This is a genomic window from Pantoea agglomerans NBRC 102470 (assembly GCF_001598475.1).
Taxonomy (GTDB): domain Bacteria; phylum Pseudomonadota; class Gammaproteobacteria; order Enterobacterales; family Enterobacteriaceae; genus Pantoea; species Pantoea agglomerans.
Genome location: NZ_BCZA01000006.1, coordinates 102421 through 124857, shown reverse-complemented (window position 1 = coordinate 124857; position 22437 = coordinate 102421). Strand labels below are relative to the sequence as shown.

Sequence of the window (22437 nt, the reverse complement as noted above, 5' to 3'; positions counted from 1 at the left end):
CATGGAACTGTTACTGGAGCCTTTTGGTTATCACTACATGCTCAACGCGATGTGGGTCTCCGCCATGGTCGGCGGCCTGTGTGCGTTTCTCTCCTGCTATCTGATGCTCAAAGGCTGGTCGCTGATTGGCGATGCGCTGTCGCACTCCATCGTGCCGGGCGTAGCGGGTGCTTACATGCTGGGACTGCCCTTTGCGCTGGGCGCGTTTCTCTCTGGTGGGCTGGCGGCGGGCAGTATGCTGTTACTCAATCAGCGCACCCGCTTAAAAGAAGATGCAATCATCGGCCTGATCTTCTCCTCCTTCTTTGGTCTGGGTCTGTTTATGGTGTCGCTCAATCCGACCGCGGTAAACATTCAGACCATTGTGCTCGGCAATATTCTGGCGATTGCGCCCGCGGATATACTTCAGCTGGCGCTGATTGGCGGGCTGTCGGTCATCATTCTGCTGTTTAAGTGGAAGGATCTGATGGTCACCTTCTTTGATGAGAATCACGCGCGCGCCATCGGACTGCGTCCTGAACGACTGAAAGTCCTCTTCTTTACCCTGCTGGCAGTCTCAACCGTGGCGGCGCTGCAAACCGTCGGTGCATTTCTGGTGATCTGTCTGGTGGTGACGCCAGGCGCGACGGCCTGGATGCTCACCGACCGCTTCCCGCGTCTGCTGATGATTGCCGTAGCGATTGGCAGTATCACCAGTTTTCTAGGTGCCTGGGCGAGTTACTACCTGGATGGCGCAACGGGCGGCATCATCGTGGTGGCGCAGACGTTGCTGTTCCTGCTGGCGTTTGTTTTTGCGCCCAAACATGGCTTGCTTGCTAACCGGCGTCGCGGCCGCCATCGTCCCGAAAAGGAGCCTGGCTGATGTGGATCTTTGAACCTTTCCAGTTCGCTTTTATGAACAGCGCGTTGCTGATTGCGCTGGTGGTGGCGGTCCCCTGTGCGCTGCTGTCGGTCTTTCTGGTACTGAAAGGCTGGGCGCTGATGGGCGATGCCATGAGCCATGCGGTATTCCCTGGCATCGTCCTCGCCTGGATGGCCGGGCTGCCGCTGGCGGTGGGCGCGTTTGTCGCCGGTCTGTTCTGTGCCGTTGCCAGTGGATTTCTGCAGGACAACAGTCGCATCAAGCAGGATACGGTGCTGGGAATCGTCTTTTCCGGCATGTTCGCGGTGGGATTAATCCTCTATATCGCCGTGAAACCGGAGGTGCATCTTGATCACATTCTGTTTGGTGACATGCTCGGCATTACGGGCGCTGACATAATTCAGACCTCGCTTATCGCAGCGGTGATCGTTGGGGTTATTGCGGTGAAATGGCGTGATTTTATGCTGTTCAGTTTTGATCCGCAGCAGGCACAGGTCTCTGGCTTACCCGCACGCTGGCTGCATTACGGGCTGCTCTGCATGGTCTCGCTGACCATTGTGGCGACGCTGAAAGCAGTAGGGATCATCCTGTCGATTTCCCTGCTGATCGCACCCGGTGCTATCGCAATTCTGCTTACCCGCCGCTTTTCACATGCGCTGCTGGTGGCGGTCGTGGTGTCGGTGCTGGTGTCGCTGAGCGGTGTCTATCTATCGTTCTTTATCGACAGCGCGCCAGCACCCACGATCGTGGTGCTGTTTGCACTGGTATTTATTGTGGCGATGGTGATTTCAGGCCGCAAAACGCGGCAGCTTGAACGACAGCGGCTTAATGCCAGCTGACTGGCTATCGCGGCTGTCTCTCAACCGCGATAGCGCACCGCATCAATCAAACGTGTAAAGGCGCTGGTGTGCTGTCTGCGGCTGGGATAGTAAAGATAATAACCCGGAAAAGGCTCACACCAGTCAGCCAGCACCTGAACCAGACGGCCACTTTTAAGGTGTTCCGCAACGCTATCCTGCGGCACATAGCAGATCCCCATCCCGCTCAGTGCGGCATCAATGCGCGACGCGAGATGATTAAAAATTAACTGACCCTGCGTTTTGACCCTGATCTCCTTGCCATCACGCATAAACTCCCAGTTATAGAGGCCACCCAGCGTCGGCAGCCGCAGGTTGATGCAGTTATGATGCTGTAAATCATAGGGAGTCTCAGGTCTGCCGTGCTGATCAAAATAGCTGCTGGCTGCCACCACGCACATATTCCAGTCCGGCCCGATGCGCACCGCCACCATATCCTTTTCGACCTGCTCACCCAGTCGCACGCCCGCATCGAAACGGCCGCTGACAATATCGGTCAGACTGTTATCCACCGACACTTCAACATGGACATCGGGGTATTGCTGAAGAAAGGGCCTGAGCAGCGGCCAGAGTGTAGAGGTGAGCGCATGTTCGCCTGCGGTGATACGAATGTTGCCGGAGATTTTACCCTGACTGTCAGCGACATTGACCAGTTCAGACTCAATCTCGCTGAACAGCGGGGCGAGGGTAGTGATCAGCCGTTCACCGGCTTCTGTCGGGGCAACGCTGCGAGTAGTGCGCGTCAGCAACCGGACGCTAAGACGCTCTTCCAGAGCGCGAATCGCGTGGCTCAGTGCCGACTGCGACACACCCAGCTTCGCCGCTGCCCGGGTGAAGCTGCGCTCTTCTGCTACCACCACCAGATAGATTAGATCGTTAAAATTTTCTTTCAGCATAGGCCCTCTGACCTGTTTGATCGGTTATCCCGGTCGGGACAGGCCGATTTATCGACGTTAACTACGGCTTCGCTACCCGACCTGCTATCAGACCCGAAATTGCCTTTCAGGGTTACACATTTCGCGGCAGGATTAATGAGGCGGACAGATAAACCCTATGAACGACGGCTATAAAATCTTTTTTCAATAAAATTAATAAAATCATTTAGATGAACGTTGTATGAACACATATTTATCCCGATTCAACCTCGCTCCGCCATTCAGATAACACTTACTTTTCCCGGCTTCCCCGCAAAATTGCCAAAAAGCTGCTAAACCTTAAAGCAGAGATACGCGCGTAAAGATTAGGGTTATCACGATTTTCCCCCGATTCGAACCCCGTCAGAAATAAACCTATAAAAAATTAAATCTTTTGGCCCCCAACAATGGGAAGCAGACAATGTCGGAAAAAATATCGCTAACAATGCAGGTTAATGGTCAGTCGCAGCAGATGCAGGTCGATCCCCGTGTCACCCTGCTTGATGCGCTGCGTGAGCATCTTAACCTGACCGGCACCAAAAAAGGGTGCGATCAGGGGCAGTGCGGTGCCTGCACGGTACTGATTAATGGCCAGCGGGTGCTGAGTTGCCTGACGCTGGCGGCTCAGGCGGATGGCGCCGAAGTGACCAGCATTGAAGGGCTGGCTTCCACCGAAGGTGAGCTGCACCCGGTGCAGCGCTGCTTTATGGAGAATGACGCCTTCCAGTGCGGCTACTGTACACCGGGTCAGATTATGTCCGCCGTCGCCTGCATCAAAGAGGGCCATGCGGGTTCAGAAGATGAGATCCGTGAGTATATGAGCGGCAACCTTTGCCGTTGTGGAGCATATCCGCACATTGTGGATGCGATTAAACAGGCCGCAGCAGAGATGGCGAAGGAGTCCGCATGAATGAATTCAGCTGGAAAGTCGCGCAGTCGCCTGAGGAAGCCGCAGCCCTGAAACAGCAGTCTGGCAGCCAGTTTCTGGCAGGGGGCACCACACAACTCGATCTGATGAAGTGTGGGGTCTTCACGCCGCCGCAGCTCATCGGCATCACTGGATTGACCGGGCTTAAAAACCTGCAGTTTGACGACGATAAGATCACGGCCGGCGCGCTGGTCACCATGAGCGGCCTGGCAGATCATCCCGCCTGCCAGCAGAACGCGCCAGCCATCTACGGCAGCCTGTGGCAGGCCGCGTCACCGCAGATTCGTAACATGGCCACGCTGGGCGGTAATTTACGCCAGCGTACCCGTTGCGCCTATTACCGCGATCCGGCGACCTTTTCCGCCTGCAACAAACGCAATCCGGGTTCCGGCTGCGCCGCACTGGATGGCGTTAACAGCAATCATGCCATCCTGGGCGCCAGCGACAGCTGCATCGCGGTCTATCCCGGCGATCTGGCGGTGGCGCTGGTGGCGTTTGACGCCATCGTGGTCCTGCAGAATCAGCAGGGCGAAACCCGTCGCATCGCGATTGATGATTTCTTCCTGTTGCCGGGTGACACACCTGATCGTGAGCACGATCTGCGCGATGACGAAATTATTGTGGCCATTGAAGTGCCGCAAACCGAGTCACTGCGACACTCACACTACCTTAAAGTCCGTGACCGCAGCTCTTATGAGTTTGCTGCAGCCAGCGCGGCCGCAGGCTTCACGCTGGAGAACGGCGTGATGCGTCAGGTCCATATTGCGCTGGGCGGCGTCGCCACCAAACCCTGGCGGGTCAGGTCGGTGGAGCAGGCGCTGGAGGGCCAGCCGTTTAATGAAGAGACGGTCTTCCAGGCGGCAGAACGGATTACACAGGAGACGCAGGCGCTGACCCACAACGCCTATAAAGTAAAACTGGCGCCGCGTGTGATTGCACGTGCGCTGATGGCAGCAGGAGAAACCGCATGAGTGACGTAAATGACAAATCACGTCGGGAGTTACTGAAGGCGACGGCGGCGATCTCAGCGGCGGGCAGCCTGGGGCTGAGTATGCAAAGCGCCAGTGCCAGTGATACTGCCACGGCAGAACCAGAAACCACCGATCCGATTGAGGGACTGGGCGCCGGGCGCTCGCGGGGCGACGGCAAAGTAAAAGTCACCGGTGAGGCGCGGTATGCGGTAGAACATCAGCCGGGAAATCCGCTCTATGGCGTGGTGATCCAGTCTACTGTTGCCAGCGGCCGTATCAGCCGGATGTCGACGGAAAAGGCGCAGCAGGCCTCGGGTGTAGTGGCGGTTTATACCCATCTGAATAACCTGAAGATCAACAAACCTACCGCGATTGCAGACGGCGGCGCGGCGCAGTCAACCTATACCCCGATTCAGGACGATGTGATTATTCACAACGGCCAGAACATCGGTCTGGTGGTGGCAGAGACGTTTGAGCAGGCAACTTATGCCGCCTCGCTGGTGGAGATCGACTATGAAACCTCGCCTGCACTGATTTTTGCCACCGATGAGGGTGTCGAACCGAAACCGGTATCGAAACAGGATATCGATATGGGCGATGCACAGGCGGCGATGCAGCAGGCCGAGGTGCGTCTGAGCCAGCGCTATACCACGCCGCGCGAATACAACATGCCGATGGAACCGCACGCCTGTGTCGCTGAGTGGCAGGATGGACGCATTACCGTCTGGGAGCCGAGTCAGTGGGTGGCAGGCGCGCAGGTGGAAATCGCCGAGTGGATGGGCATTGACGTTGAAGATGTGCGGATTATTTCACCCTATGTCGGCGGGGGATTTGGGTCCAAGCCGGTGCCTTACACCCACGTCGCACTGGCCAGTGTGGCATCACGAGCGCTGAAGCGTCCTATCAAAGTGTCGCTGACCCGACCGCAGACCTTTACTGGTCTGGGCGGACGTCCCGCCACCTCGCAGCAGCTGGAACTGGGTGCCTCGCGTGACGGCAAAATCCAGGCGATTATCCAGCGCAGCTTCAGTGAAACCTCATTAATCGATGTATTTGCTGAGAACTGCAGCAAAGTCACCGCCCGCATGTATGCGGTGGGCAACGTCTCCGCCCAGCATCAGGTCAGGCCGATCAATACCGTGACGCCAGGCTGGATGCGGGCGCCAGGTGAAAACCCCAGCGCCTTTGGCTTGGAAGTGGCGATGGACGAGATGGCCTATGCCCTGAATATCGATCCGCTGGAGCTGCGTCTGCGCAACTGGGCGGACAAAGATTATCAGCTCGATCTGCCGTGGAGTTCGCGTCGCCTGAAAGAAGCCTATCAGAAAGGGGCTGAGGCCTTTGGCTGGGATAAGCGCATTATGACGCCGCGGTCGATGCGCGAAGGGCGTGAGCTGATTGGCTGGGGCATGGCCTCTGGCACCTATCCGGTCAACAAACTGCCGGCTGAGGCAAAAATCATCCTGACGCCACAGGGTAAATTTGTGGTGCAGTGCGCCGGTGCGGATATCGGCACCGGGACCTATACCATCCTGGCGCAGACCGCTGCCGACATTCTTGGCGTCGCCTCCACCACCATTGAGGTTCAGCTGGGTGATACTGAGCTGCCGCGTGCCGGTGTCGCAGGTGGATCGCAGCTTGCGGGCAACGTGACCGCGGCGGTGAACGATACCGCCAGACGAATGCGCGACCAGCTGCTGAAACTCGCCAGCGAGCTGCCACAGTCGCCACTGAATGGCACTCCGGCATCTCAGCTCACGCTGAAAGGCGACGGGGTTCAGCATAATCTGCGCAGCGGTCTGGCGGTCTCATTTGCCCGGCTGGCAAGCCTGGCACCGGCGGAGAGTCTGACGGTGAAAGGCGGCACTTTCCCGGACGATCTGTCACAGAGCGAGCGCGACAAGATGGTGCGCAACCTTAATGACATGAGCCGCCCTGAAAAATTCTCGGCCCACAGCTGGAGCGCGCAGTTTGTGGAAGTGCGGGTCGATGAAGATTTCGGCACTATCCGGGTCAAACGGATGGTGGCGGCGCTCGACAGCGGTCGTCTCTACAACCCTAAACTGGCGCGCAGCCAGTGGATTGGCGGCATGATCATGGGCGTCGGTCAGGCGCTGATGGAAGAGGGCATCGTCGATCCACGCAATGGTCGGGTGATCAACAACAACCTGGCGGACTATCTGGTGCCGGTTAACGGTGACATCCCGAGCATTACCACCATCAACGTTGGCGAGCCCGATTTTGAGGCGACCACCATGGGCGGTAAAGCCGTGGGTGAGCTGGGTATCGTGGGCGTGGCGGCAGCGATCAGTAATGCGGTGTTCCATGCCACCGGTAAGCGGGTGCGCGACTTACCTATTACTCTCGATAAGATTATCTGAGCCTGTTCCTGACCTGCTGCCAGCAGGTCGATGTGAGGATATGCGGGCGCGGGCTGAAACCTGCGCCCGTTTTTCACGCTTAGCGGAGAGAAAGAGTGAAGATAGCGTTGATTGTGCTGGCCGCCGGGCTGAGTCGCCGTTTTCGCCAGCAGGCGGGTGAGCATAAGCTGCTGGCCGATCTGAATGGCAAACCGGTGCTGCAACGCACGCTGGAGCAGGCCGCTGCCAGTGGTCTTGACCTGTTTGTGGTCACGCGCCCGGACGCCGCTGCGCTTAAGGCGCTCTGCTCGCAGGCTACCCTGGTGCTGTGTGACAGCGGCGGGCTGGGCGAATCAATCGCCGCAGGTGTCAAAGCCAGCCGTGACTATGACGGCTGGCTGATTGCGCTGGGCGATATGCCGTTTGTCACGCCTGAAAGTTACCGCGCCGTCAGCGCCGCGCTGGCGGACGCGCCGATCGTCAGGCCGTGGATTGACGGCAGGCCGGGCCATCCGGTTGGCTTTCAGCACCCCTGCTATCCGATGCTGAGCACGCTACAGGGCGATGCCGGGCCGCAGGCGGCGGTGAAGTCACTCGCCGTCCGGCTGCCGCTTCAGGATCGCGGCTGTTTGTGTGATATCGATCTCCCTGCTGATCTGCAGTTAATAAAGGAATTTTCATGATTACGCTGGATCAACGTGTGATTAATGCGGCACTGAGCAGCTGCCAGGCGGGTCAGCAGGTCTGGCTCTGCACGGTGCTGCGCACCTATGGATCTTCGCCGCGCGCGCCTGGCACCCTGATGACGGTCAACGAAACCGGTGCTTACTGCGGATCGCTGTCGGGCGGCTGCATTGAAGAGGACTTTCTGGCGCAACTGGCGGCAGGAGCCTATCGCGCCAGCAGTCAGCGGGTGCGGTACGGTGAAGGCGGAATGCGTCCTGACGTCAGCCTGCCGTGCGGCGGCAGCCTGGAGATCGTCATCGAGTTTCTGCCGCCCGATGATGCCACGCTGGCGCTGCTGACGGCCATGCAGCGCGCGCTGAGCGGACAGCAGCCGATGGTGAAAATGATACGACCCGGCGAACGTGCGCAGTGGGAAGTGCTCGCCCCTGACAGGGTGTTGCCTGCGCTGGATGCCAGTGAACAGCAGATGTTACTGCCGGTTGGTGCGATACCGGAACTGCTGATCGCGGGCTACTCGACTGTGGCATATGAGTGCATCCGGCTCGGGCAGATGCTGGGATTTCACGTGCGGGTCTGTGAGCACCGACCGGAGATGCTGACGGAGCTGGAGAGCCACTTCAGCGCTGCGGACAACGTGACGCTGGTGTCACAGCATCCGGCGCGCTGGCTGGAGCTGAACGGCGCGCATGCAGCGGTGGCGATTGTGGCACTGACCCACGATCCCCGCATTGATGACCTGACGATGATGGAGGCGATCGCGACACCCGCGTTCTATATCGGCATCATGGGCTCGGCGAAAAATAGCGAGAAACGACGGGCGCGACTGCAACAGATCGCCGGCATGGATCGTGCCGAACTGGACCGCATCCATGCGCCCATCGGCCTGCCTATCGGCAGCAAAACCCCGGCGGAGATTGCGCTGTCGGTGATGGCCGATATCGTCCGGGTGAAAAATCGCGGGCTGTCAGCCGCCTGAGTCCGACGTCGCCTCCGGTGCGAGCCGGTAGAGGTAGCTGCCCGAATAGGGGATCGGCAGGAAATCATGGAACAGCTGCCGCAATGTCTGTTCAGGATCGACATCGCGGAACAGTTGCGGATAGAGCGTGGTGGCGAAGAATTCTGTCGCTACCACGTGCCACGGACTGAGGTAAAAGTTGTGCCAGATTGCCCCGGCATGACCGTCCCGCAATGCCGTCAGCTGCTTCAGCGCATTCTGCTGACCGGTCAGCGCCAGCAGGCTCTGCCGGGTCTGCGCTGTTGTGACGGCGGGGCCGAGTTTTAAGGCTCCCGCTTCATCGGCGCTGCCGGTGCCGGTGGCGAAGTAAAAGTCGGGCTGTGCCGCAATCACACTCTCCTCACTCAGCCGTCCGAACACGCCTTTGATCTGCTGACTGGCAATGTTGTCGCCCCCGGCAAAGCGCAGCAGCTCACCCAGGTTGCCATTCACCGACGTCACGCAGCATTCACTGCGCCGCCCGAGATGCAGCTGCAAAAGAACTTTAGGTTTAGCACCGTGATAGCCCGCCAGTCGGCTCTCAATGCGCTGCATGTGGCTGCGGTAAAAGCGATTGAAGTCAGCAGCCCGCTGGGGCTGATTCAGCACCTCGCCCAGCAGGGTCATGCTGCGCTCGGTATTTTTCAGCAGCTCAACCCGCAGATCGATCTTCACCACCGGGATATGCGCCGCGCTGAGCATCTTCTCCAGCACTGCTCCGCTTTCACTGCCGCGCGCCAGCTGCGGCAGGATCACCAGGTCCGGTTTCAGTGCGATCACCTGTTCGGGATTCATGTCATTGACGCCATCCAGACCCAGTACCGGAATTTCCTCCATCTGCGGAAACTTACTGGCAAAAATCTGCCAGGTCTGGGGATCATACTTTTTCAGATCCTGTGGCCAGCCAGCGATATGCTGCAGCGGATTGCCGGGTGTCAGCAGCGCGACGCTGTAGAGCATCCGGCTTTCACCCAGCACAATACGCTGCGGATGGTCGGGTATCTCTACCTTACGGCCGGTGATGTCGGTCAGCGTGCGGGCGTGTGCGCCAGCGCTGACCAGTATCACGCTCAGCATTAATAACGCACAGCGCAGCGATTTAAAATTCAACACGGGCCTGTACCATCAGATTGCGGGTTTCACCTTCACGGACGCGCAGGTTGCCGCCGCTTGAACTGTAATAGTGCTGGTTAAACAGGTTATTGATGTTCAGACGCAGCTGCGTTTTTTCACCGAACAGGCGGTTGTTCCATGCCACAAAACTGTCTGCCACCACATAGTCGGGCAGGGTGAAACTGTTATCGGGATCGCCCGCACGGCTGCCGACATAGCGTGCGCCTCCGCCGAGCCGGAACGAGCCGGGCAGGCTGCTGATCTGCATCTCATGACTGAGATAGAGCGCACCGGCATGGCGCGGCGCATTCTGCAGCCGATTACCATTGTTATCCGGATTAACCCGGTCATTTACGATCTCTGCCTGATCATAGCTGTAGTTCGCACTCAAATCCCAGCCGGGTGAAATTTCGCCGTTCAGCTCAAACTCAGCGCCGGTCGATCGGGCTTTATCAATGGCCCGCGTGCTGCCATTAATATTCAGCGACATCGCTTTTTCGTCTATCCGATAGAGCGCGACGGTGGCGAACAGTTTCGGCGAGAGTTGCCATTTACTGCCAACTTCCCAGCTGGTGCCCTGTTCCGGTTTGCCGACATTGCCATCATCATCCACGTCGGTTGACGGGGTGAACGACTTACTGACGCTGGTGTAGAAAGAGAGATCAGGTGTGAATTTGTAGATCACCCCCGCCTGCGGCAGAAACTTATTACCCTCATCATTCAGGGTTTCCACCTGCGGATTAAAGCCGCGCGAGGCGCGCTGTTCATAATGCTGATAACGACCGCCCAGCACCACAATCCAGTCGGGTGACACAGAAATACTGTCTTTGGCGTAGAGCGATCGGCTATGAATGCGGTTCAGGTTATTGGCTGCTGCGCTATTTTCCGTGCTGGCGTCCGTGACCGGTGACAGCAAGTCATATTCAGGCGTGAAATAGTTGAACTGGCGGTTGACCTTGCCCTGATACTGATGGGCACGATAAGTCTGGTTCATCTCATAGTCGGTGCCCACCACCAGCGCGTGCTGCATACCCAGAATTTCGGGATTACCCAGCAGATCCCAGCTCAGATATTTGGTTTTGTGGTTAAACCCGCGATTGGCATCGGCGCGACGTGTGACCACGCCGCTGCTGGCGTTCACCGCCGTCACGCGCACTTCATTGTTGTCATAGCGCCGCTGGTTCCAGCCCAGGGTTAACCGGGTGCGCCACTCATCATTAAACTGCCAGTCATAATGAGCATTCAGGGTTTTGTTATGGCCCCAGGCGTGATTGGCTTTGTCATCCAGCCGATCTTTATAACCGATGTCGATCGGCTTGCCGTCGATAAAGGCCGTGCCGCGATCGTAGGGAATGTCATAGCGGTAGTCGGCATAGCTGATCAGAAAACTTGCCTGCTCGCCATACCATTGCAGAGAGGGTGCCAGCAGTGTGTGCTCTTCACTGCCAAAGTTGCGCCAGTAATCCTGATTTTGCTTTTCGGCGATCAGGCGGAAGGCGAAGCCGTTGCCCAGCGGACCGGTGACATCCAGGGTGCCCGCACCGCCACCTTCACTGGCGTAACGTCCGCTGACGCTGGAGTGCCAGCTGTATTGCGGTTTTTTGCTGACTACATTGATAATGCCACCCGGATTCTGAATGCCATACAGCAGCGAGGAGGAGCCTTTCAGCACCTCAACCCGCTCGGTCGTGGCATCGAAATTCAATCCCTGACTGCTGCGAATGCCATCCCGGTAGATGGAGCCATCGGCGTTGCTGCCAAATCCGCGTCGTACAAAGCCATCTTCGGTGCCAGCCAGCGTGTTCGCTTCGGTCACACCGCTGACAAAGCGCATCGCATCTGCCAGTGAGCTTGCCTGGTAATCGTCCAGTTGCTGCTGCGTGACCACGCTGACCGACTGCGCCTCATCGATCCGCGCGGTCGGCATTTTACTGGCGACGCTACTCTGAGTGGCGCTGTAATTTCCCTCTGAACTGGCATCCGCGGTCACGGTCATATCCGGGGCGCTGTCGGTTGCTGCATTGACCTGTGGCAGCATAATGCTGCTGCAGATCGCCACGACCAGAGCGGGGTGCCGGGCCGGATATCGTGAGTCTTTGTTTTTCATTTTTCTTTTCGTATCTGAAGCAAAGGACCTGACGACTGACAATCTGTCTGTCTTGCAGGTCTACCCTGGAGGTGTTCTGCAATATGCAGCGTTTAAACAGAGGAGATCAGTATCAGGCCTTCAAGGTCATTATTCCGGCCGGACGACAACCTTTCTCATCTGTAATTGAGAATCATTCAAACATCCGCTATTGTAGTAGTAAACATAAATTGAATAGAATTGACTACATTTTTGCCGTATCGTTTATCGCTGCAAAAAGATTGGCTGCAATTTTTATCATATTGAAAATAATGAATATATTTTTATATGAAGGTGAGGGGTTTGGTTAAATCCACATCTTCTTCAGGTGAAATATAAAACAGCATGACGTTTTTACTACATCTCCCGGCCCTTGAACTCTCCATTTAGCCAGACTAGCAATGAGTCTTTCACACATTTAACCCTAGTTGCAGGTGCAGCATGAAACAGAGCAGGCCCGTTAAAAACAGAGTGGATGTGGTGGCAGAACGTCTTCGCGCCCGTGAAAAGCAGCTTTCACCCCGCCTGCTGGCGGTGGCGCGCTATATCGATCAACAGCGGGAAACGGTGCTGGAGAGCACCGCGATGGAGATCGCTGTGACGAATCACACCTCTGATGCCACTGTAATCCGCGCGATTCAGGCGCTGGGCTTTAGCGGGCTGCGCGACCTCAAACAGACACTAAAGGCCTGGTTTGGTCCTTCGCTGACCTCTGAAGATAAGATGATTACCACCGTCAGTGAGGTGACCAGTGATGTGAACAGCGCCATCGACTTTGTGCTGGAGGGCCACCGTCACGCCTGTGATGTGCTGTCGCAGCCGCAGAATCGGGTGGCGGTAGCGGATAGCGTGGCGCTGCTGGGCGAAGCGCGGCAGGTCGCTATTTTTGGCATCAACGCCTCAGGTATTCTGGCGGACTACAGCGTGCGGCTGCTCAACCGTATCGGTCTGCCCGCCTTTTCCCTTAACCGTGCAGGAATTGCGCTGGCAGAGCAGATGCTGGCGCTACAGCGTGGCGACGTGCTGATCATGATGGCGCAACAGTCGGCGCACCGGGAAGGGACAACCGTGGTGCGTGAAGCGAAGCGGCTGGATATTCCGATTATTTTGCTGACCAACGCCACCGACTCCTTTTTCGCCCGCAAGGCGGATGTCGTAATCAATGTGCCGCGCGGCGGCGAGAAGGGACGCATTCCCCTGCACGGCACGATTATGGTCTGTCTGGAGATGCTGATCCTGTCCGTTGCCTCAACGCTGCCACAGCGTACCGTTAAGACGATGAAACGGTTACAGGATCTTAATCGCGGGCTGAAGCCCGCCAGCAAAAAGTAGCCAGTGTAACGACGCCGTGGTGGGTTCCCGGTATTTCACCTGAACCAGCACGGCTGATCTTTAAGTCAAATTTCTCCGCTTTGCGAGCGCGATCCCGTATTTTCTGCCACCCCTTTCCTCAGCCGTCTACGCTTACAGCTTGCTGCGCCAGCCGGTGCGGTTCTTACTCATACTGACTTTCATTTGATTTGTGCGGAGCTGCTGATGAAACCCCTTCACGCGCAATACCTTTTCTGCTGTGCCACCCTGAGCCTGCTGTCGCCGCTCCCTGCGATGGCCTGGAGCGACCTCACCGTCTTTGGCGATAGCCTGAGTGATGGCGGGAACGTCGGGCGCTTTACCTATGATGGCGCGACCCATCCGCTCTATGACGAGATCGTAGCGCAGTCGCTGGGTGATAACCTGCGCCCTTCATCGCAGGGCGGAAGCAACTATGCCGAAGGTGGCGCAGTTGCGGTACCTGCGATTAATCCCCTGTTTAACACTCAGGATCAGCTTGATAGCTACCTTGCGGCGCGAGGCGGGCGGGCTGATTCGGATGGTCTCTATATTCACTGGATTGGCGGCAATGATTTAGCGGCGGCGGCTCTTGCCCCCCTCGCTGCCCGGCAGATAGTGGATAACAGCGCCAGTGCAGCGGCCTCACAGGTCAGCCGGTTGCTGGATGCCGGAGCCGGAACGGTGATTGTACCGACGGTACCCAATGTAGGGGCAACGCCCGCCCTGCTGCAGGCGATTCTGCAGGTGCTTGGCCCCTCGGCACAACCTGCCACGGCGGCGCTGTTTCAGTCGCTGAGCACTACCACTACGCCTGACCGTGCCGCAAGAGAGCAGGCGATTGAAACCGCGCTTGGCGAGGCGGCCGGACAAATCTCTTCAATTCCGCTGATCCGGGATGCCATTGCACAGCAGCTGATTGCCGCCTGGCAGTTACTGAGTCAGGAGGCGGCGGCCCTCACCGACCGTTACAACCAGGCTGAAGAGCAGGGGCTGGTGACCGCACGCGGGAACATCGCACGAGTGGATATCAATGGCCTGTTTAATGAGGTGATCGATAATCCGGGCCTGTATGGACTCACGAATACGGCCGGAATGGCCTGTCCGCCAGGTGTCTCGGCGATGGACTGCACCTCCTCGACGACAGGATTTTCGCAGTCACAGCAGTATCTGTTTGCAGACAGACTGCATCCCAGCCCGGCGGTCCATGCGCTGATCGCCGATTACATTCAGTCGGTGCTGAATGCGCCGCTGCAGGTAGCTGCACTGAGTCAGGCGCCGTCGATGCTGGTGGGCGATGCGCGCAATACGCTGGATGGACATCTGCAGCAGCAGCGTCAGCAGCCCGCCAGTGCTGGCGAGTTTACTGTTTTCGGCGGTTATGCCGGGCAGCAGCGTGATTTCCGCGGCGACAGCCTGCAGGATGGCGATGCGACCAGCGCCAGCGGCACCGTGGGTGTGGGCTATCAGCTGACCGATCACTGGCAGGCCGGTGCCATGCTCTCTACGACCTCGCAACGTCAGGATCCCTCGTCGCGCTTTGATTACCGTTTACGCGGCAATCTGGTGGCACTCTGGAGTCAGTTGAATTATCTCGATCGGGGATGGATTAATGCGGACGCCCATTATGCCGATCTCGACTTTGATGATATTGAGCGTCAGATCAGGCTGGGACCGGCGACCCGCACGGAAAAGGGCAACAGCAATGGTAAGGTGCTGGGAATGCGGCTGCAGACCGGCTGGGATTTGCCGCTGGGTAGCTATGTTTCTACTGGCCCGGTGGCCAGCTATGCGCTCGACTACACCCAGGTCGATGGCTATAAAGAGGAAGGCAACAGCAGCACCTCAATGCGCTTTGGCGACCAGACGCTGCACTCTCAAATCGGCGCAGTGGGCTGGCGTATCGACAGCAAAGATTTGCTGATCAATCCCTGGGCGCAGGTCAGCTACAATCACCAGTTTGGTGACAGCGATTCGGCGGTGACCGCCGGACTGAAATCGACCCGCACCGCCTTTACCCGCAGCAGCGATTCCAGTGATGATAACTGGATCGATATGGCGGTGGGTGCGAGCGTGCCGCTTGGCACCTCGGTGAATGCCTTTGCGGGCGTCTCGGCGGTAACAGGCAACAGCGACATGCATCAGGTGACATGGAACGTCGGGCTTAACGCCCGCTTTTAACGGATCTGCTTTGCGGAGTGAAAAGCCCTGCAGACGTTGTCCGTCGCTCTCATAATGATAGCGGCGGGCGACGTTGCAGCAGATCTGAGCGTTCATCACACCCCGGATGCAGTCGGGTATAACTCTCTTCTGTGGCGTACCTTTTTCACGCTTCGATCAAAGCCTTCGCCTCCAGTTCGCGGACCCGCGGTATCACTTCGCGGCCAAAGAATTCGACCTCTTCATGAAAGTGCAGAAATGCCAGCAGCAGCAGATCCACACCGGCCTGCTTCAGTTCGATAATGCGTTCAGCAATCTGCTGCGGTGTGCCAATCAGATTGGTTTTAAAGCCGTCGTTGTACTGCACCAGATCCTCAAACGACGATTTCGCCCAGTTCCCCTCTCCTTCGGGTGAGGCACTGCCAGCATTTTTGACCTCATGCTGAAAGCCTTTTACCGCATCCGGGTTGGCTTTGCTGATGATCTCATGAAGCACCGCCTGCGCCTGCTGTTCGCTCTCGCGGGCAATCACAAAACCGTTCAGCCCGATTCTGACCTGATGCTGATGACGTCCGGCTTTTTCACGGATATCCGCGACCTGCAGACGGACACCGTCCGGGGTATTACCGTTGGTAAAATACCAGTCTGACACCCTGGCGGCCATGTCGCGCGCCGCGCGTGAACTGCCACCCTGGAAAATTTCCGGGAGCGGTGACAACGGCTTGGGTTTCATCACGTAATCGCGGAAGCGATAAAAATCGCCGGCAAAGCTAAAACTCTCTTCACGCCAGATGCCGCGCAGGCAGCGAATAAACTCTTCTGAACGCAGATAGCGCTCTTCATGATCGAGCCAGGGTTCACCAATTGCCTTGAACTCGCCCCGGAACCAGCCGCTGACAATATTAACGGCGATGCGTGGACCATAAAGATGGCTGATAGTGGCAATCTGCTTTGCCGCCAATACCGGATTCCACGGGCCGGGAAGCAGAGCGGCAATCACTTTTAATTTCGAGGTGTGACTAAGTAAATCCTGCGAGAATGTGACCGATTCATGCTGATTATCTGCGCCATATCCTGCAGTAAAGCGAATCTGCGTCAGCGCGTAATCAAAACCCGCCTGTTCAGCGATCTGCGCCAGTTTGCGGTTGTATTCGGCATCCCAGCGGGTACGCTGCTCTATCTGACTGATCACCAGTCCGCCCGAGACATTCGGCACCCAGTAGGCGAACTGTAAAGGTTGGCTCAGTGACATGGTTTTCTCCTGGCATATAGCTGGATTAATGGAACAGTTAAATCTTCCAAACTTTCAGATATAAAAGAAAAGACCAAGCAGTAACCATGCCAGAGATTAAATAATTGAAGTTAAAGGATTAAAATCCAGTTTTGCATAAGCGAGCTGTTGCAAATGCAGCAACAAAGAAACAGCACGGTTGCTGATGCAGCAGCGCTTCATGACCGCGCGTAACTGCGGCGAGGCCAGGGGCACTGAACCCGGCGGTATTCGCAGATAGCCGCAAAGCGATGTGATAACGTAGCGGTTCTGTTGCAGAGCCGGAGGGCACTATGATTGTCAGACAGGCATCGCCCGAAGAGGCGCACCATTTATGGAACATCAGAAATCTGGCCATCCGTCATGGCTGCCAGCATGCTTATCCACCCGACGTGCTCGCCGCCTGGACGCCAGACCGCATGCCCGCCAGCTTTCCCGCAATGATCCGCATGAATCCCTTCTTCGTGATTGATGGTCCGGACGACGTACCGGTTGCTATGGGATCGCTGGACCTTGCCGCCGCCAGCGTGGAAGCCATTTTTACCCTGCCTGGGTTCACCGGACAGGGAATGGCGGGCCTAATCATCAACACCATCAAAGCGGAGGCGCTGCAGCGTGGCTACCGCCGGTTGACGCTCGCGTCGACGCCGAACGCCGTGGGTTTTTACCAGCAGCATGGCTTCCGGCCGCTGGGCGAAAGTTTCTATCCGTCAAAGCTGGCGGGCAGCGATTTGCGCTGTACTGAGATGGCGATTGATCTGTGAATGCCCGCTGCCGTCAGGCTGGCAAAGCAGAGCAAAAGTTTCCGGTGCAAAGACTTCGCAAGCCCCCGCCGGTAAGGTATAGTCCGCGTTTTTTGGAGGAATCATGCTGACTGACTCATCAACTCGTCTTAATAAATACATCAGCGAGAGCGGCATCTGCTCCCGTCGTGACGCCGATCGTTACATCGAGCAGGGCAACGTTTTCATTAACGGCAAACGCGCCACTGTAGGCGCGCAGGTATTTGCAGGCGATGTGGTGAAGGTCAATGGTCAGCTTATCGAGCCGCGCGATGAAGACGATCTGGTGCTGATTGCCCTGAATAAGCCGGTGGGGATTATCACCACCATGGAAGAGGGCGAGCGCGATAACATCAGCGATTTCGTCAATCACAGCAAGCGCGTCTTCCCGATTGGCCGACTCGACAAAGATTCTCAGGGCCTGATTTTCCTTACCAACCACGGTGATCTGGTCAACAAGATCCTGCGGGCCGGTAACAACCACGAAAAAGAGTATGTCGTTACGGTCGACAAGCCGATCACCGATGAGTTTATTGCCGGAATGAGCGCAGGCGTGCCGATGCTGGGCACGGTGACCAAAAAGTGCAAAGTGAAGAAAGAAGCGCCGTTTGTCTTTCGCATCACGCTGGTCCAGGGGCTGAATCGCCAGATCCGCCGTATGTGTAAGCATTTTGGCTTTGAAGTGACGAAGCTTGAGCGCACCCGCATCATGAACGTCAATCTCAAGGGATTGCCGCTGGGGGAGTGGCGCGATCTCACTGACGACGAACTCGTTGAGCTGTTTAAACTGCTGGAGAACTCCTCTTCAGAAGATAAACCAGCGAAGAAAGCTAAAGCTCCGGCGAAACCGGCCGCCGCTAAAAAACCGCAGAAGAGTGCGTCGAAACCCGCTGAAAAAGCGGATGCTAACGGTGCCTCACGCAAGCGCTTTGTCCAGCCGGGACGTAAGAAGAAAGGGCGCTAATAATGGCCCGATGCAGAGAGCGACTTTCCTGCTCTCTGCATCGGTATTCAACGGATCATCACGGAATGATCCGGGCCGCCCGGAAGCGGGCAAACAGATCGCAGAACATCTTATCTGTTGCGCGATAACCGTGGAATCCCGCCCGCCGCAGCTTGCTGCCGTCGCCAAACATGTCGTAATCCCAGCCAAAAACAAAATCAGCGAAGACACCATCACTGAGCGCCAGAATATCGGGCTGGAGCAGCGCGTCGGCAGCGGCGATTTCCCGCCACAGCGCACGATAATCCTGAAATAGTTGCCGGAACGACAGCGAAACCGGCGGCGCGATCTCCAGTTCAAACCACGCTGCAATGACCGGCCATAGCTCACTCCAGCGCCAGAGATCGCCATTATTGATATTAAAGGCCTGATTGCGTGCGTCAGAAGTGCGTGCGGCCCAGATCGTCGCGTCGGCCAGCAGAGTGGCATCGGTAAAATCGACCATACTGTGCCAGGTTTCCGGCGAACCGGGAAAGCGTAAGGGCAGCCGCGCCGCGCGACAGATTGAGGCGTACAGCGCCAGGCTCAGCGCCAGGTTCATGCTGTTGCCCGGCCTGTCACTGCCGACCACACCGGGCCGCAGCGCACTCCAGTGCCAGGCTTTACCTTGCTGTTGTGCGCTCAGCCAGTTCAGCTGCGCGACGTTAAACTCAGCACCCGGTACACCAGGATCGCTTTCCCGCGCCGGCGTTTTAAAGCGTCCGAGATGGGCGCCATACACCTTGTATCCCTGCATCAGGCTGACATGCTCAAGTGGTGCGACATCCTCCATGGTCTGAACCAGATTTTGCAGCATGGCAAGATTCGGCCCGACCATGGTTCCCCAGTCAGAAGCGTTCAGCCAGGCGCTGTAAAAGATATGCGTGACGTCGGTGAGTGATGCCAGCCGTTGCTGGCACTGCTGGCTATCGCGCAGATCAACCGCAATCACCTCTGTGCCGCTGACTGCATAGTCTGACCGATGCGTCAGTGCTTTGACCTGCCAGTGGTCTGCTACCAGTGCCTGACTCAGTTGCTGACCGACAATCCCGCTGGCACCCGCCACCAGCGCAACCTTCTTATCCTGCGTCGTTTTCATGATCATTGCCCTGTTAAGAGAGAAGCTGCATTCTCACCTGCGTTTATTTCTGATTAAATCCCCTGAACCGGATGTCACTTATCAGGAAAATCAATAAATGCAGAACAAACTGAATGCGATTCAGACCTTCATCCGGGTTGCTGAAGCGGGATCTTTTTCGGCGGCGGCCCGGCAAAACGGCATGAAGCAGTCGGCGGTAAGCCAGCAGATTGCCGCGCTTGAAGAGGCGCTGGGGGTTGTGTTGCTGCACCGCACCACACGCAAAATGACGCTGACGGAGCAGGGTCAGCATTATCTGCAGCAGGTCAGGCAGCTGCTCAGCGCGATGGAAGAGCTGGAGCAGCAACTACGGCCTGAATCGCAGCCTCTGCACGGCAAACTCTATATGCAACTGCCGAGCGGCATCGGGCAGCGGCTTATGCCGCATCTGATTGCATTCCAGCAGGCGCATCCCGCGCTGCGTCTGAATATTGCGCTGGAGGATCGCCTGTCGGATCTCATTGGTGAAGGCGTTGATGTGGCAATCCGCCTCAGCGAATCGCCGCCCGCTACACTGGCTGCCCGTTCACTCACCACGGTTGAAACCGTGCTGGTGGCTTCCCCTGAGTGGATAGCGCGAAACGGCACGCCGCAAACTCCCAGTGACCTGCAGCACCATCCCCACATACGTTTTAGCGGCGTATCGCCCGATGCGCCGCTGCAGCTGGTGTCCGCGACCACGAGGGTGTCTGTGCCGGTGGAAAGTGCTTTTCGCTCTAACAACAGTGATGCATTGATGCAGGCCCTTGAAGCGGGGCTGGGGATCGGTGGGTTACAAACACTTATCGGCGCAGACGCGCTGGCATCCGGCCGACTGGTGCGGGTTTTACCGGACTGGCGGCTTCCCGACCGTTATCTTTATGCTGTTTTCCCCGATGCCCGCTTTATCCCGGATAAAGTGCGGAAGCTGGTCACGTTGTTAACTCAGGAGCTGGTGCGGTTGCAGGGAACAGGGCAGGGCGAGACCTAACGCCCAGGCTGTTTTACTGATCCGCATGGTGCAGCAGAACCCAGAAACGCTGAAGACGCTCGCCAAGCTCTGACAGGCCAGCCCGTAAGGCTGGCATCCTGTTTCATTATCGATGCCTCCGCTTTCCCCTCTCTGACGAATTTAAAACGCTAACCCCTCTCCCCAATCCGATAGTCCGTTCCACGCCACCCGCCAGATTTTAATGGGGGTCACATTCAGACCAACGACACTTTTCACCCTGATCAGGGCGTGGCAGGATAAGCGCAATCTATCAAGGAGTGTGCCTGATGTTACTGAAAGGTATGAACGATCCGCTGCTGAAAGCGTATCAGCATCCCAAATCACGGATGATGATCAGCCGTTTCAGGGGGCTGGCGGGGGATCGAAGACTCAGTGACTGGCAGGCGTTCTGTATTCTGGTCACCGGCTTTACCAATTACTGGTATGTGCATGCAGGTCACTACACCATTAATGTCACACTGACTAAAACCCGCCAGTTCGACTTCCTGCAGGACTTTCTGCATTTCACGGTTACGCTGGATGGGTTAATTGGTGATGAACATTTTCGTAGTCCGGACTTTGTGCTGCCCCATTACGATGTGCCCTACGAATTCTGCCGCTGGCGTAACAAGCGCGGCTATGATGCGTTAACTACCTATGTCAGCAAGCAGGGTGTGAAATCCCATAAAGGGATATTTGTCGCCTCAGAAGGGGCTTCCCCGGAAGAGCAGGTGATGAAATGGGAAGGTGTGGTCAACGTCTATGACAAAACCTTTTTTAGCGTGACTAACTTCAGCACCACCCAGGAATTTCTGATCAAAGACATCAGTAGATCCATACAGGAAGGATTACTGAAGCACCTGAGTTTTTACCGCGATCTGTTTCACTATATCTTCCCCTCACCAGCGGAGGCGCGGTTGCAGGCGCGCGATGACAGGCGCTATCTGGCGAAAAGATAGCGCCCGGGCATCTTTAGATCAGGTCAATGGGTTCAGCCGGGTCTGCTTAAACGTTGCAAACCCGGTAGTCAGCTGACCTCTCAGCGGGATTTACCACTTCATCTCGCCGGTATTGACTTTGGCGCTGAGTTCCAGTGAAGCCGGTTCTGCCAGTTTCGGCCAGGCGGCTTTCATGGCGGTAATCACCTGCGCTGAGGTTTTATGTTGCGCCAGCGCCGCCTCAAAACTCTTCAGATAATTCAGGGTGAAATCCACCGCCTGTGAACCGGCCGGACGGGCACCGAGATAGTGACCCGGAATCACGTTCTTCGCGTTCAGCGTCTGCATTTCGGTCAGGATATGACGCCACTCAGCGCGGCTCTGAACGGTCTGAGTGTCAGCCGTCCAGACATGAATGCCCGAGGAGAGGGCGGTACCGCCCAGAATGGTGCTCGCAGACGGGATCCAGATATAAGCGGCGTATTGCTCCGGATGACGCAGCTCCAGCACCTCGCCGTCGACGCTAAAGCGGGTCTGATGGGTCACTTCAGGCACAAACACCTTATCCGGCGCGCCCTGCTTCATCTGTGGACCCCAGTATTTCAGCTTGGCGTCATGCGTCTGCTGGATATGCTTCACCACCGCCGGCGCGGCAACCACCTTCACGTCCGGCCAGGCTTTAACAATTGGCTCCAGACCAAAGTAGAAATCGGGATCGCCAGAAGTGATCACAATTTCCTTTAACGTTTTTCCGCTCTTTTTAATCATCTCTGCCAGTTTTTCACCGTCCTGGGTGCTGAACTGGGCATCAAACAGAATCGCTTCGGTTGGCCCGGTAACCAGTGTTGAGGAGACGGCAAAGATGCCCTTTTCCTGCGGATTATAGGTTTGCAGTTGCAGGGTGGCTGCGCTGGCGGAGGCCGAGGCCAGCACCAGCATCACAGGTAACAGCTTAGTTTTCATTGAGGATCCTCAGAGATAAATGCCCGATTCAGGCAGGCGTAACGGGCGATGTTCAGTATCAGTGGCGCTATTCTACGCATCTGGCTATCTGTTA

General features: G+C 56.9%; 19 protein-coding genes and 1 pseudogene. 14 read left to right on the top strand and 6 right to left on the bottom strand.

Features of this window, described 5'->3' with window-relative positions:
- Position 1 precedes the first annotated feature (1 nt).
- Both sitC and PAG01S_RS13130 read left to right on the top strand, forming a co-directional pair.
- Positions 2-862 (top strand): iron/manganese ABC transporter permease subunit SitC, encoded by an 861-nt coding sequence (sitC, locus tag PAG01S_RS13135; protein WP_062758977.1) that lies wholly within the window; start codon positions 2-4, stop codon positions 860-862.
- A complete protein-coding gene (locus PAG01S_RS13130) occupies positions 862-1701 on the top strand; it encodes a metal ABC transporter permease (protein ID WP_062758976.1) in 840 nt (279 codons plus the stop codon). Before sitC ends, PAG01S_RS13130 begins: the two co-directional genes overlap by 1 nt.
- 20 nt (positions 1702-1721) lie before the next feature.
- On the opposite strand, the gene PAG01S_RS13125 is transcribed toward PAG01S_RS13130, so the two are convergent.
- Positions 1722-2615: a LysR family transcriptional regulator gene (locus tag PAG01S_RS13125; protein ID WP_062758974.1), complete on the bottom strand. Its 894-nt coding sequence runs from the start codon at positions 2613-2615 to the stop codon at positions 1722-1724.
- A 439-nt stretch (positions 2616-3054) separates the two neighbouring features.
- On the opposite strand from PAG01S_RS13125, the gene PAG01S_RS13120 reads away from it, so the two are divergent.
- The 5 genes from PAG01S_RS13120 to PAG01S_RS13100 all read left to right on the top strand — a co-directional run bounded on the left by PAG01S_RS13120 (position 3055) and on the right by PAG01S_RS13100 (position 8555).
- Entirely contained in the window at positions 3055-3543 is a 489-nt protein-coding gene (locus PAG01S_RS13120; protein WP_022624540.1) for a (2Fe-2S)-binding protein, read from the top strand.
- Positions 3540-4532 (top strand): FAD binding domain-containing protein, encoded by a 993-nt coding sequence (locus tag PAG01S_RS13115; protein WP_033760775.1) that lies wholly within the window; start codon positions 3540-3542, stop codon positions 4530-4532. The genes PAG01S_RS13120 and PAG01S_RS13115 overlap by 4 nt, the downstream gene beginning before the upstream one ends.
- The gene (locus PAG01S_RS13110) at positions 4529-6913 is read left to right on the top strand and encodes a xanthine dehydrogenase family protein molybdopterin-binding subunit (protein WP_081114156.1); all 2385 of its coding nucleotides are present in this window, start codon (positions 4529-4531) and stop codon (positions 6911-6913) included. The genes PAG01S_RS13115 and PAG01S_RS13110 overlap by 4 nt, the downstream gene beginning before the upstream one ends.
- Positions 6914-7008: 95 nt before the next feature.
- On the top strand, positions 7009-7575 hold the full coding sequence (locus tag PAG01S_RS13105) for a nucleotidyltransferase family protein (RefSeq protein WP_033768802.1): 567 nt from the start codon (positions 7009-7011) through the stop codon (positions 7573-7575).
- A complete protein-coding gene (locus PAG01S_RS13100) occupies positions 7572-8555 on the top strand; it encodes an XdhC family protein (RefSeq protein ID WP_033760766.1) in 984 nt (327 codons plus the stop codon). The genes PAG01S_RS13105 and PAG01S_RS13100 overlap by 4 nt, the downstream gene beginning before the upstream one ends.
- On the opposite strand, the gene PAG01S_RS13095 is transcribed toward PAG01S_RS13100, so the two are convergent.
- Both PAG01S_RS13095 and PAG01S_RS13090 read right to left on the bottom strand, forming a co-directional pair.
- Positions 8544-9650, bottom strand: a complete 1107-nt coding sequence (locus tag PAG01S_RS13095) for an ABC transporter substrate-binding protein (RefSeq protein ID WP_088234225.1) — start codon at positions 9648-9650, stop codon at positions 8544-8546. The genes PAG01S_RS13100 and PAG01S_RS13095 overlap by 12 nt on opposite strands.
- Before the next feature lie 22 nt (positions 9651-9672).
- Positions 9673-11793, bottom strand: a complete 2121-nt coding sequence (locus PAG01S_RS13090; protein WP_062758970.1) for a TonB-dependent siderophore receptor — start codon at positions 11791-11793, stop codon at positions 9673-9675.
- A 459-nt stretch (positions 11794-12252) separates the two neighbouring features.
- Between PAG01S_RS13090 and PAG01S_RS13080 the strand changes: the two genes are divergently transcribed.
- Together PAG01S_RS13080 and PAG01S_RS13075 are read left to right on the top strand one after the other, a co-directional pair.
- Positions 12253-13143 carry a MurR/RpiR family transcriptional regulator gene (locus PAG01S_RS13080; protein ID WP_062758966.1) on the top strand — a complete coding sequence of 297 codons (891 nt, stop codon included), beginning with the start codon at positions 12253-12255 and terminating at the stop codon, positions 13141-13143.
- Positions 13144-13347: 204 nt separating this feature from the next.
- Positions 13348-15321, top strand: coding sequence for an autotransporter outer membrane beta-barrel domain-containing protein (locus PAG01S_RS13075; protein WP_062758964.1), 1974 nt, complete (start codon positions 13348-13350; stop codon positions 15319-15321).
- A 145-nt stretch (positions 15322-15466) separates the two neighbouring features.
- Here the strand turns inward: PAG01S_RS13075 and sfnG are convergent, their stop codons facing one another.
- Positions 15467-16552, bottom strand: coding sequence for a dimethylsulfone monooxygenase SfnG (sfnG, locus tag PAG01S_RS13070; protein WP_062758963.1), 1086 nt, complete (start codon positions 16550-16552; stop codon positions 15467-15469).
- Between the two features lie 311 nt (positions 16553-16863).
- Here sfnG and PAG01S_RS13065 point away from each other — a divergent pair, with 311 nt between their 5' ends.
- Both PAG01S_RS13065 and rluF read left to right on the top strand, forming a co-directional pair.
- Positions 16864-17334 (top strand): GNAT family N-acetyltransferase, encoded by a 471-nt coding sequence (locus PAG01S_RS13065; protein ID WP_010670550.1) that lies wholly within the window; start codon positions 16864-16866, stop codon positions 17332-17334.
- Between the two features lie 103 nt (positions 17335-17437).
- A complete protein-coding gene (gene rluF / locus PAG01S_RS13060; RefSeq protein WP_022624530.1) occupies positions 17438-18316 on the top strand; it encodes a 23S rRNA pseudouridine(2604) synthase RluF in 879 nt (292 codons plus the stop codon).
- A 58-nt stretch (positions 18317-18374) separates the two neighbouring features.
- Here the strand turns inward: rluF and PAG01S_RS13055 are convergent, their stop codons facing one another.
- Positions 18375-19433 carry an SDR family oxidoreductase gene (locus tag PAG01S_RS13055; RefSeq protein WP_010670548.1) on the bottom strand — a complete coding sequence of 353 codons (1059 nt, stop codon included), beginning with the start codon at positions 19431-19433 and terminating at the stop codon, positions 18375-18377.
- 97 nt (positions 19434-19530) lie between these two features.
- Between PAG01S_RS13055 and PAG01S_RS13050 the strand changes: the two genes are divergently transcribed.
- The 3 genes and pseudogenes from PAG01S_RS13050 (at position 19531) to PAG01S_RS13045 (ending at position 21401) form a co-directional block, all read left to right on the top strand.
- The gene (locus PAG01S_RS13050) at positions 19531-20442 is read left to right on the top strand and encodes a LysR family transcriptional regulator (protein ID WP_062758961.1); all 912 of its coding nucleotides are present in this window, start codon (positions 19531-19533) and stop codon (positions 20440-20442) included.
- Positions 20420-20515: pseudogene (locus PAG01S_RS22635) on the top strand (helix-turn-helix domain-containing protein); the annotation flags it as partial. The gene PAG01S_RS13050 and the pseudogene PAG01S_RS22635, both read left to right, overlap by 23 nt.
- A gap of 214 nt (positions 20516-20729) precedes the next feature.
- Positions 20730-21401, top strand: a complete 672-nt coding sequence (locus PAG01S_RS13045) for a hypothetical protein (protein ID WP_022624527.1) — start codon at positions 20730-20732, stop codon at positions 21399-21401.
- Positions 21402-21491: 90 nt separating this feature from the next.
- Here the strand turns inward: PAG01S_RS13045 and PAG01S_RS13040 are convergent, their stop codons facing one another.
- Positions 21492-22343: a Vmh family MBL fold metallo-hydrolase gene (locus PAG01S_RS13040; protein WP_022624526.1), complete on the bottom strand. Its 852-nt coding sequence runs from the start codon at positions 22341-22343 to the stop codon at positions 21492-21494.
- Positions 22344-22437: the final 94 nt, after the last annotated feature.

What these genes read in the sequence shown, in the direction of transcription:
- PAG01S_RS13100 (WP_033760766.1), top strand. Translation starts at nt 7,572, where the DNA reads ATGATTACGCTGGATCAACGTGTGATTAATGCGGCACTGAGCAGCTGC.
- PAG01S_RS13080 (WP_062758966.1), top strand. Translation starts at nt 12,253, where the DNA reads ATGAAACAGAGCAGGCCCGTTAAAAACAGAGTGGATGTGGTGGCAGAA.
- PAG01S_RS13115 (WP_033760775.1), top strand. Translation starts at nt 3,540, where the DNA reads ATGAATGAATTCAGCTGGAAAGTCGCGCAGTCGCCTGAGGAAGCCGCA.
- sitC (WP_062758977.1), top strand. Translation starts at nt 2, where the DNA reads ATGGAACTGTTACTGGAGCCTTTTGGTTATCACTACATGCTCAACGCG.
- PAG01S_RS13040 (WP_022624526.1), bottom strand. Translation starts at nt 22,343, where the DNA reads ATGAAAACTAAGCTGTTACCTGTGATGCTGGTGCTGGCCTCGGCCTCC.
- PAG01S_RS13055 (WP_010670548.1), bottom strand. Translation starts at nt 19,433, where the DNA reads ATGAAAACGACGCAGGATAAGAAGGTTGCGCTGGTGGCGGGTGCCAGC.
- PAG01S_RS13050 (WP_062758961.1), top strand. Translation starts at nt 19,531, where the DNA reads ATGCAGAACAAACTGAATGCGATTCAGACCTTCATCCGGGTTGCTGAA.
- PAG01S_RS13075 (WP_062758964.1), top strand. Translation starts at nt 13,348, where the DNA reads ATGAAACCCCTTCACGCGCAATACCTTTTCTGCTGTGCCACCCTGAGC.
- sfnG (WP_062758963.1), bottom strand. Translation starts at nt 16,552, where the DNA reads ATGTCACTGAGCCAACCTTTACAGTTCGCCTACTGGGTGCCGAATGTC.
- rluF (WP_022624530.1), top strand. Translation starts at nt 17,438, where the DNA reads ATGCTGACTGACTCATCAACTCGTCTTAATAAATACATCAGCGAGAGC.
- PAG01S_RS13095 (WP_088234225.1), bottom strand. Translation starts at nt 9,650, where the DNA reads ATGCTGAGCGTGATACTGGTCAGCGCTGGCGCACACGCCCGCACGCTG.
- PAG01S_RS13065 (WP_010670550.1), top strand. Translation starts at nt 16,864, where the DNA reads ATGATTGTCAGACAGGCATCGCCCGAAGAGGCGCACCATTTATGGAAC.
- PAG01S_RS13120 (WP_022624540.1), top strand. Translation starts at nt 3,055, where the DNA reads ATGTCGGAAAAAATATCGCTAACAATGCAGGTTAATGGTCAGTCGCAG.
- PAG01S_RS13130 (WP_062758976.1), top strand. Translation starts at nt 862, where the DNA reads ATGTGGATCTTTGAACCTTTCCAGTTCGCTTTTATGAACAGCGCGTTG.
- PAG01S_RS13090 (WP_062758970.1), bottom strand. Translation starts at nt 11,793, where the DNA reads ATGAAAAACAAAGACTCACGATATCCGGCCCGGCACCCCGCTCTGGTC.
- PAG01S_RS13125 (WP_062758974.1), bottom strand. Translation starts at nt 2,615, where the DNA reads ATGCTGAAAGAAAATTTTAACGATCTAATCTATCTGGTGGTGGTAGCA.
- PAG01S_RS13045 (WP_022624527.1), top strand. Translation starts at nt 20,730, where the DNA reads ATGTTACTGAAAGGTATGAACGATCCGCTGCTGAAAGCGTATCAGCAT.
- PAG01S_RS13110 (WP_081114156.1), top strand. Translation starts at nt 4,529, where the DNA reads ATGAGTGACGTAAATGACAAATCACGTCGGGAGTTACTGAAGGCGACG.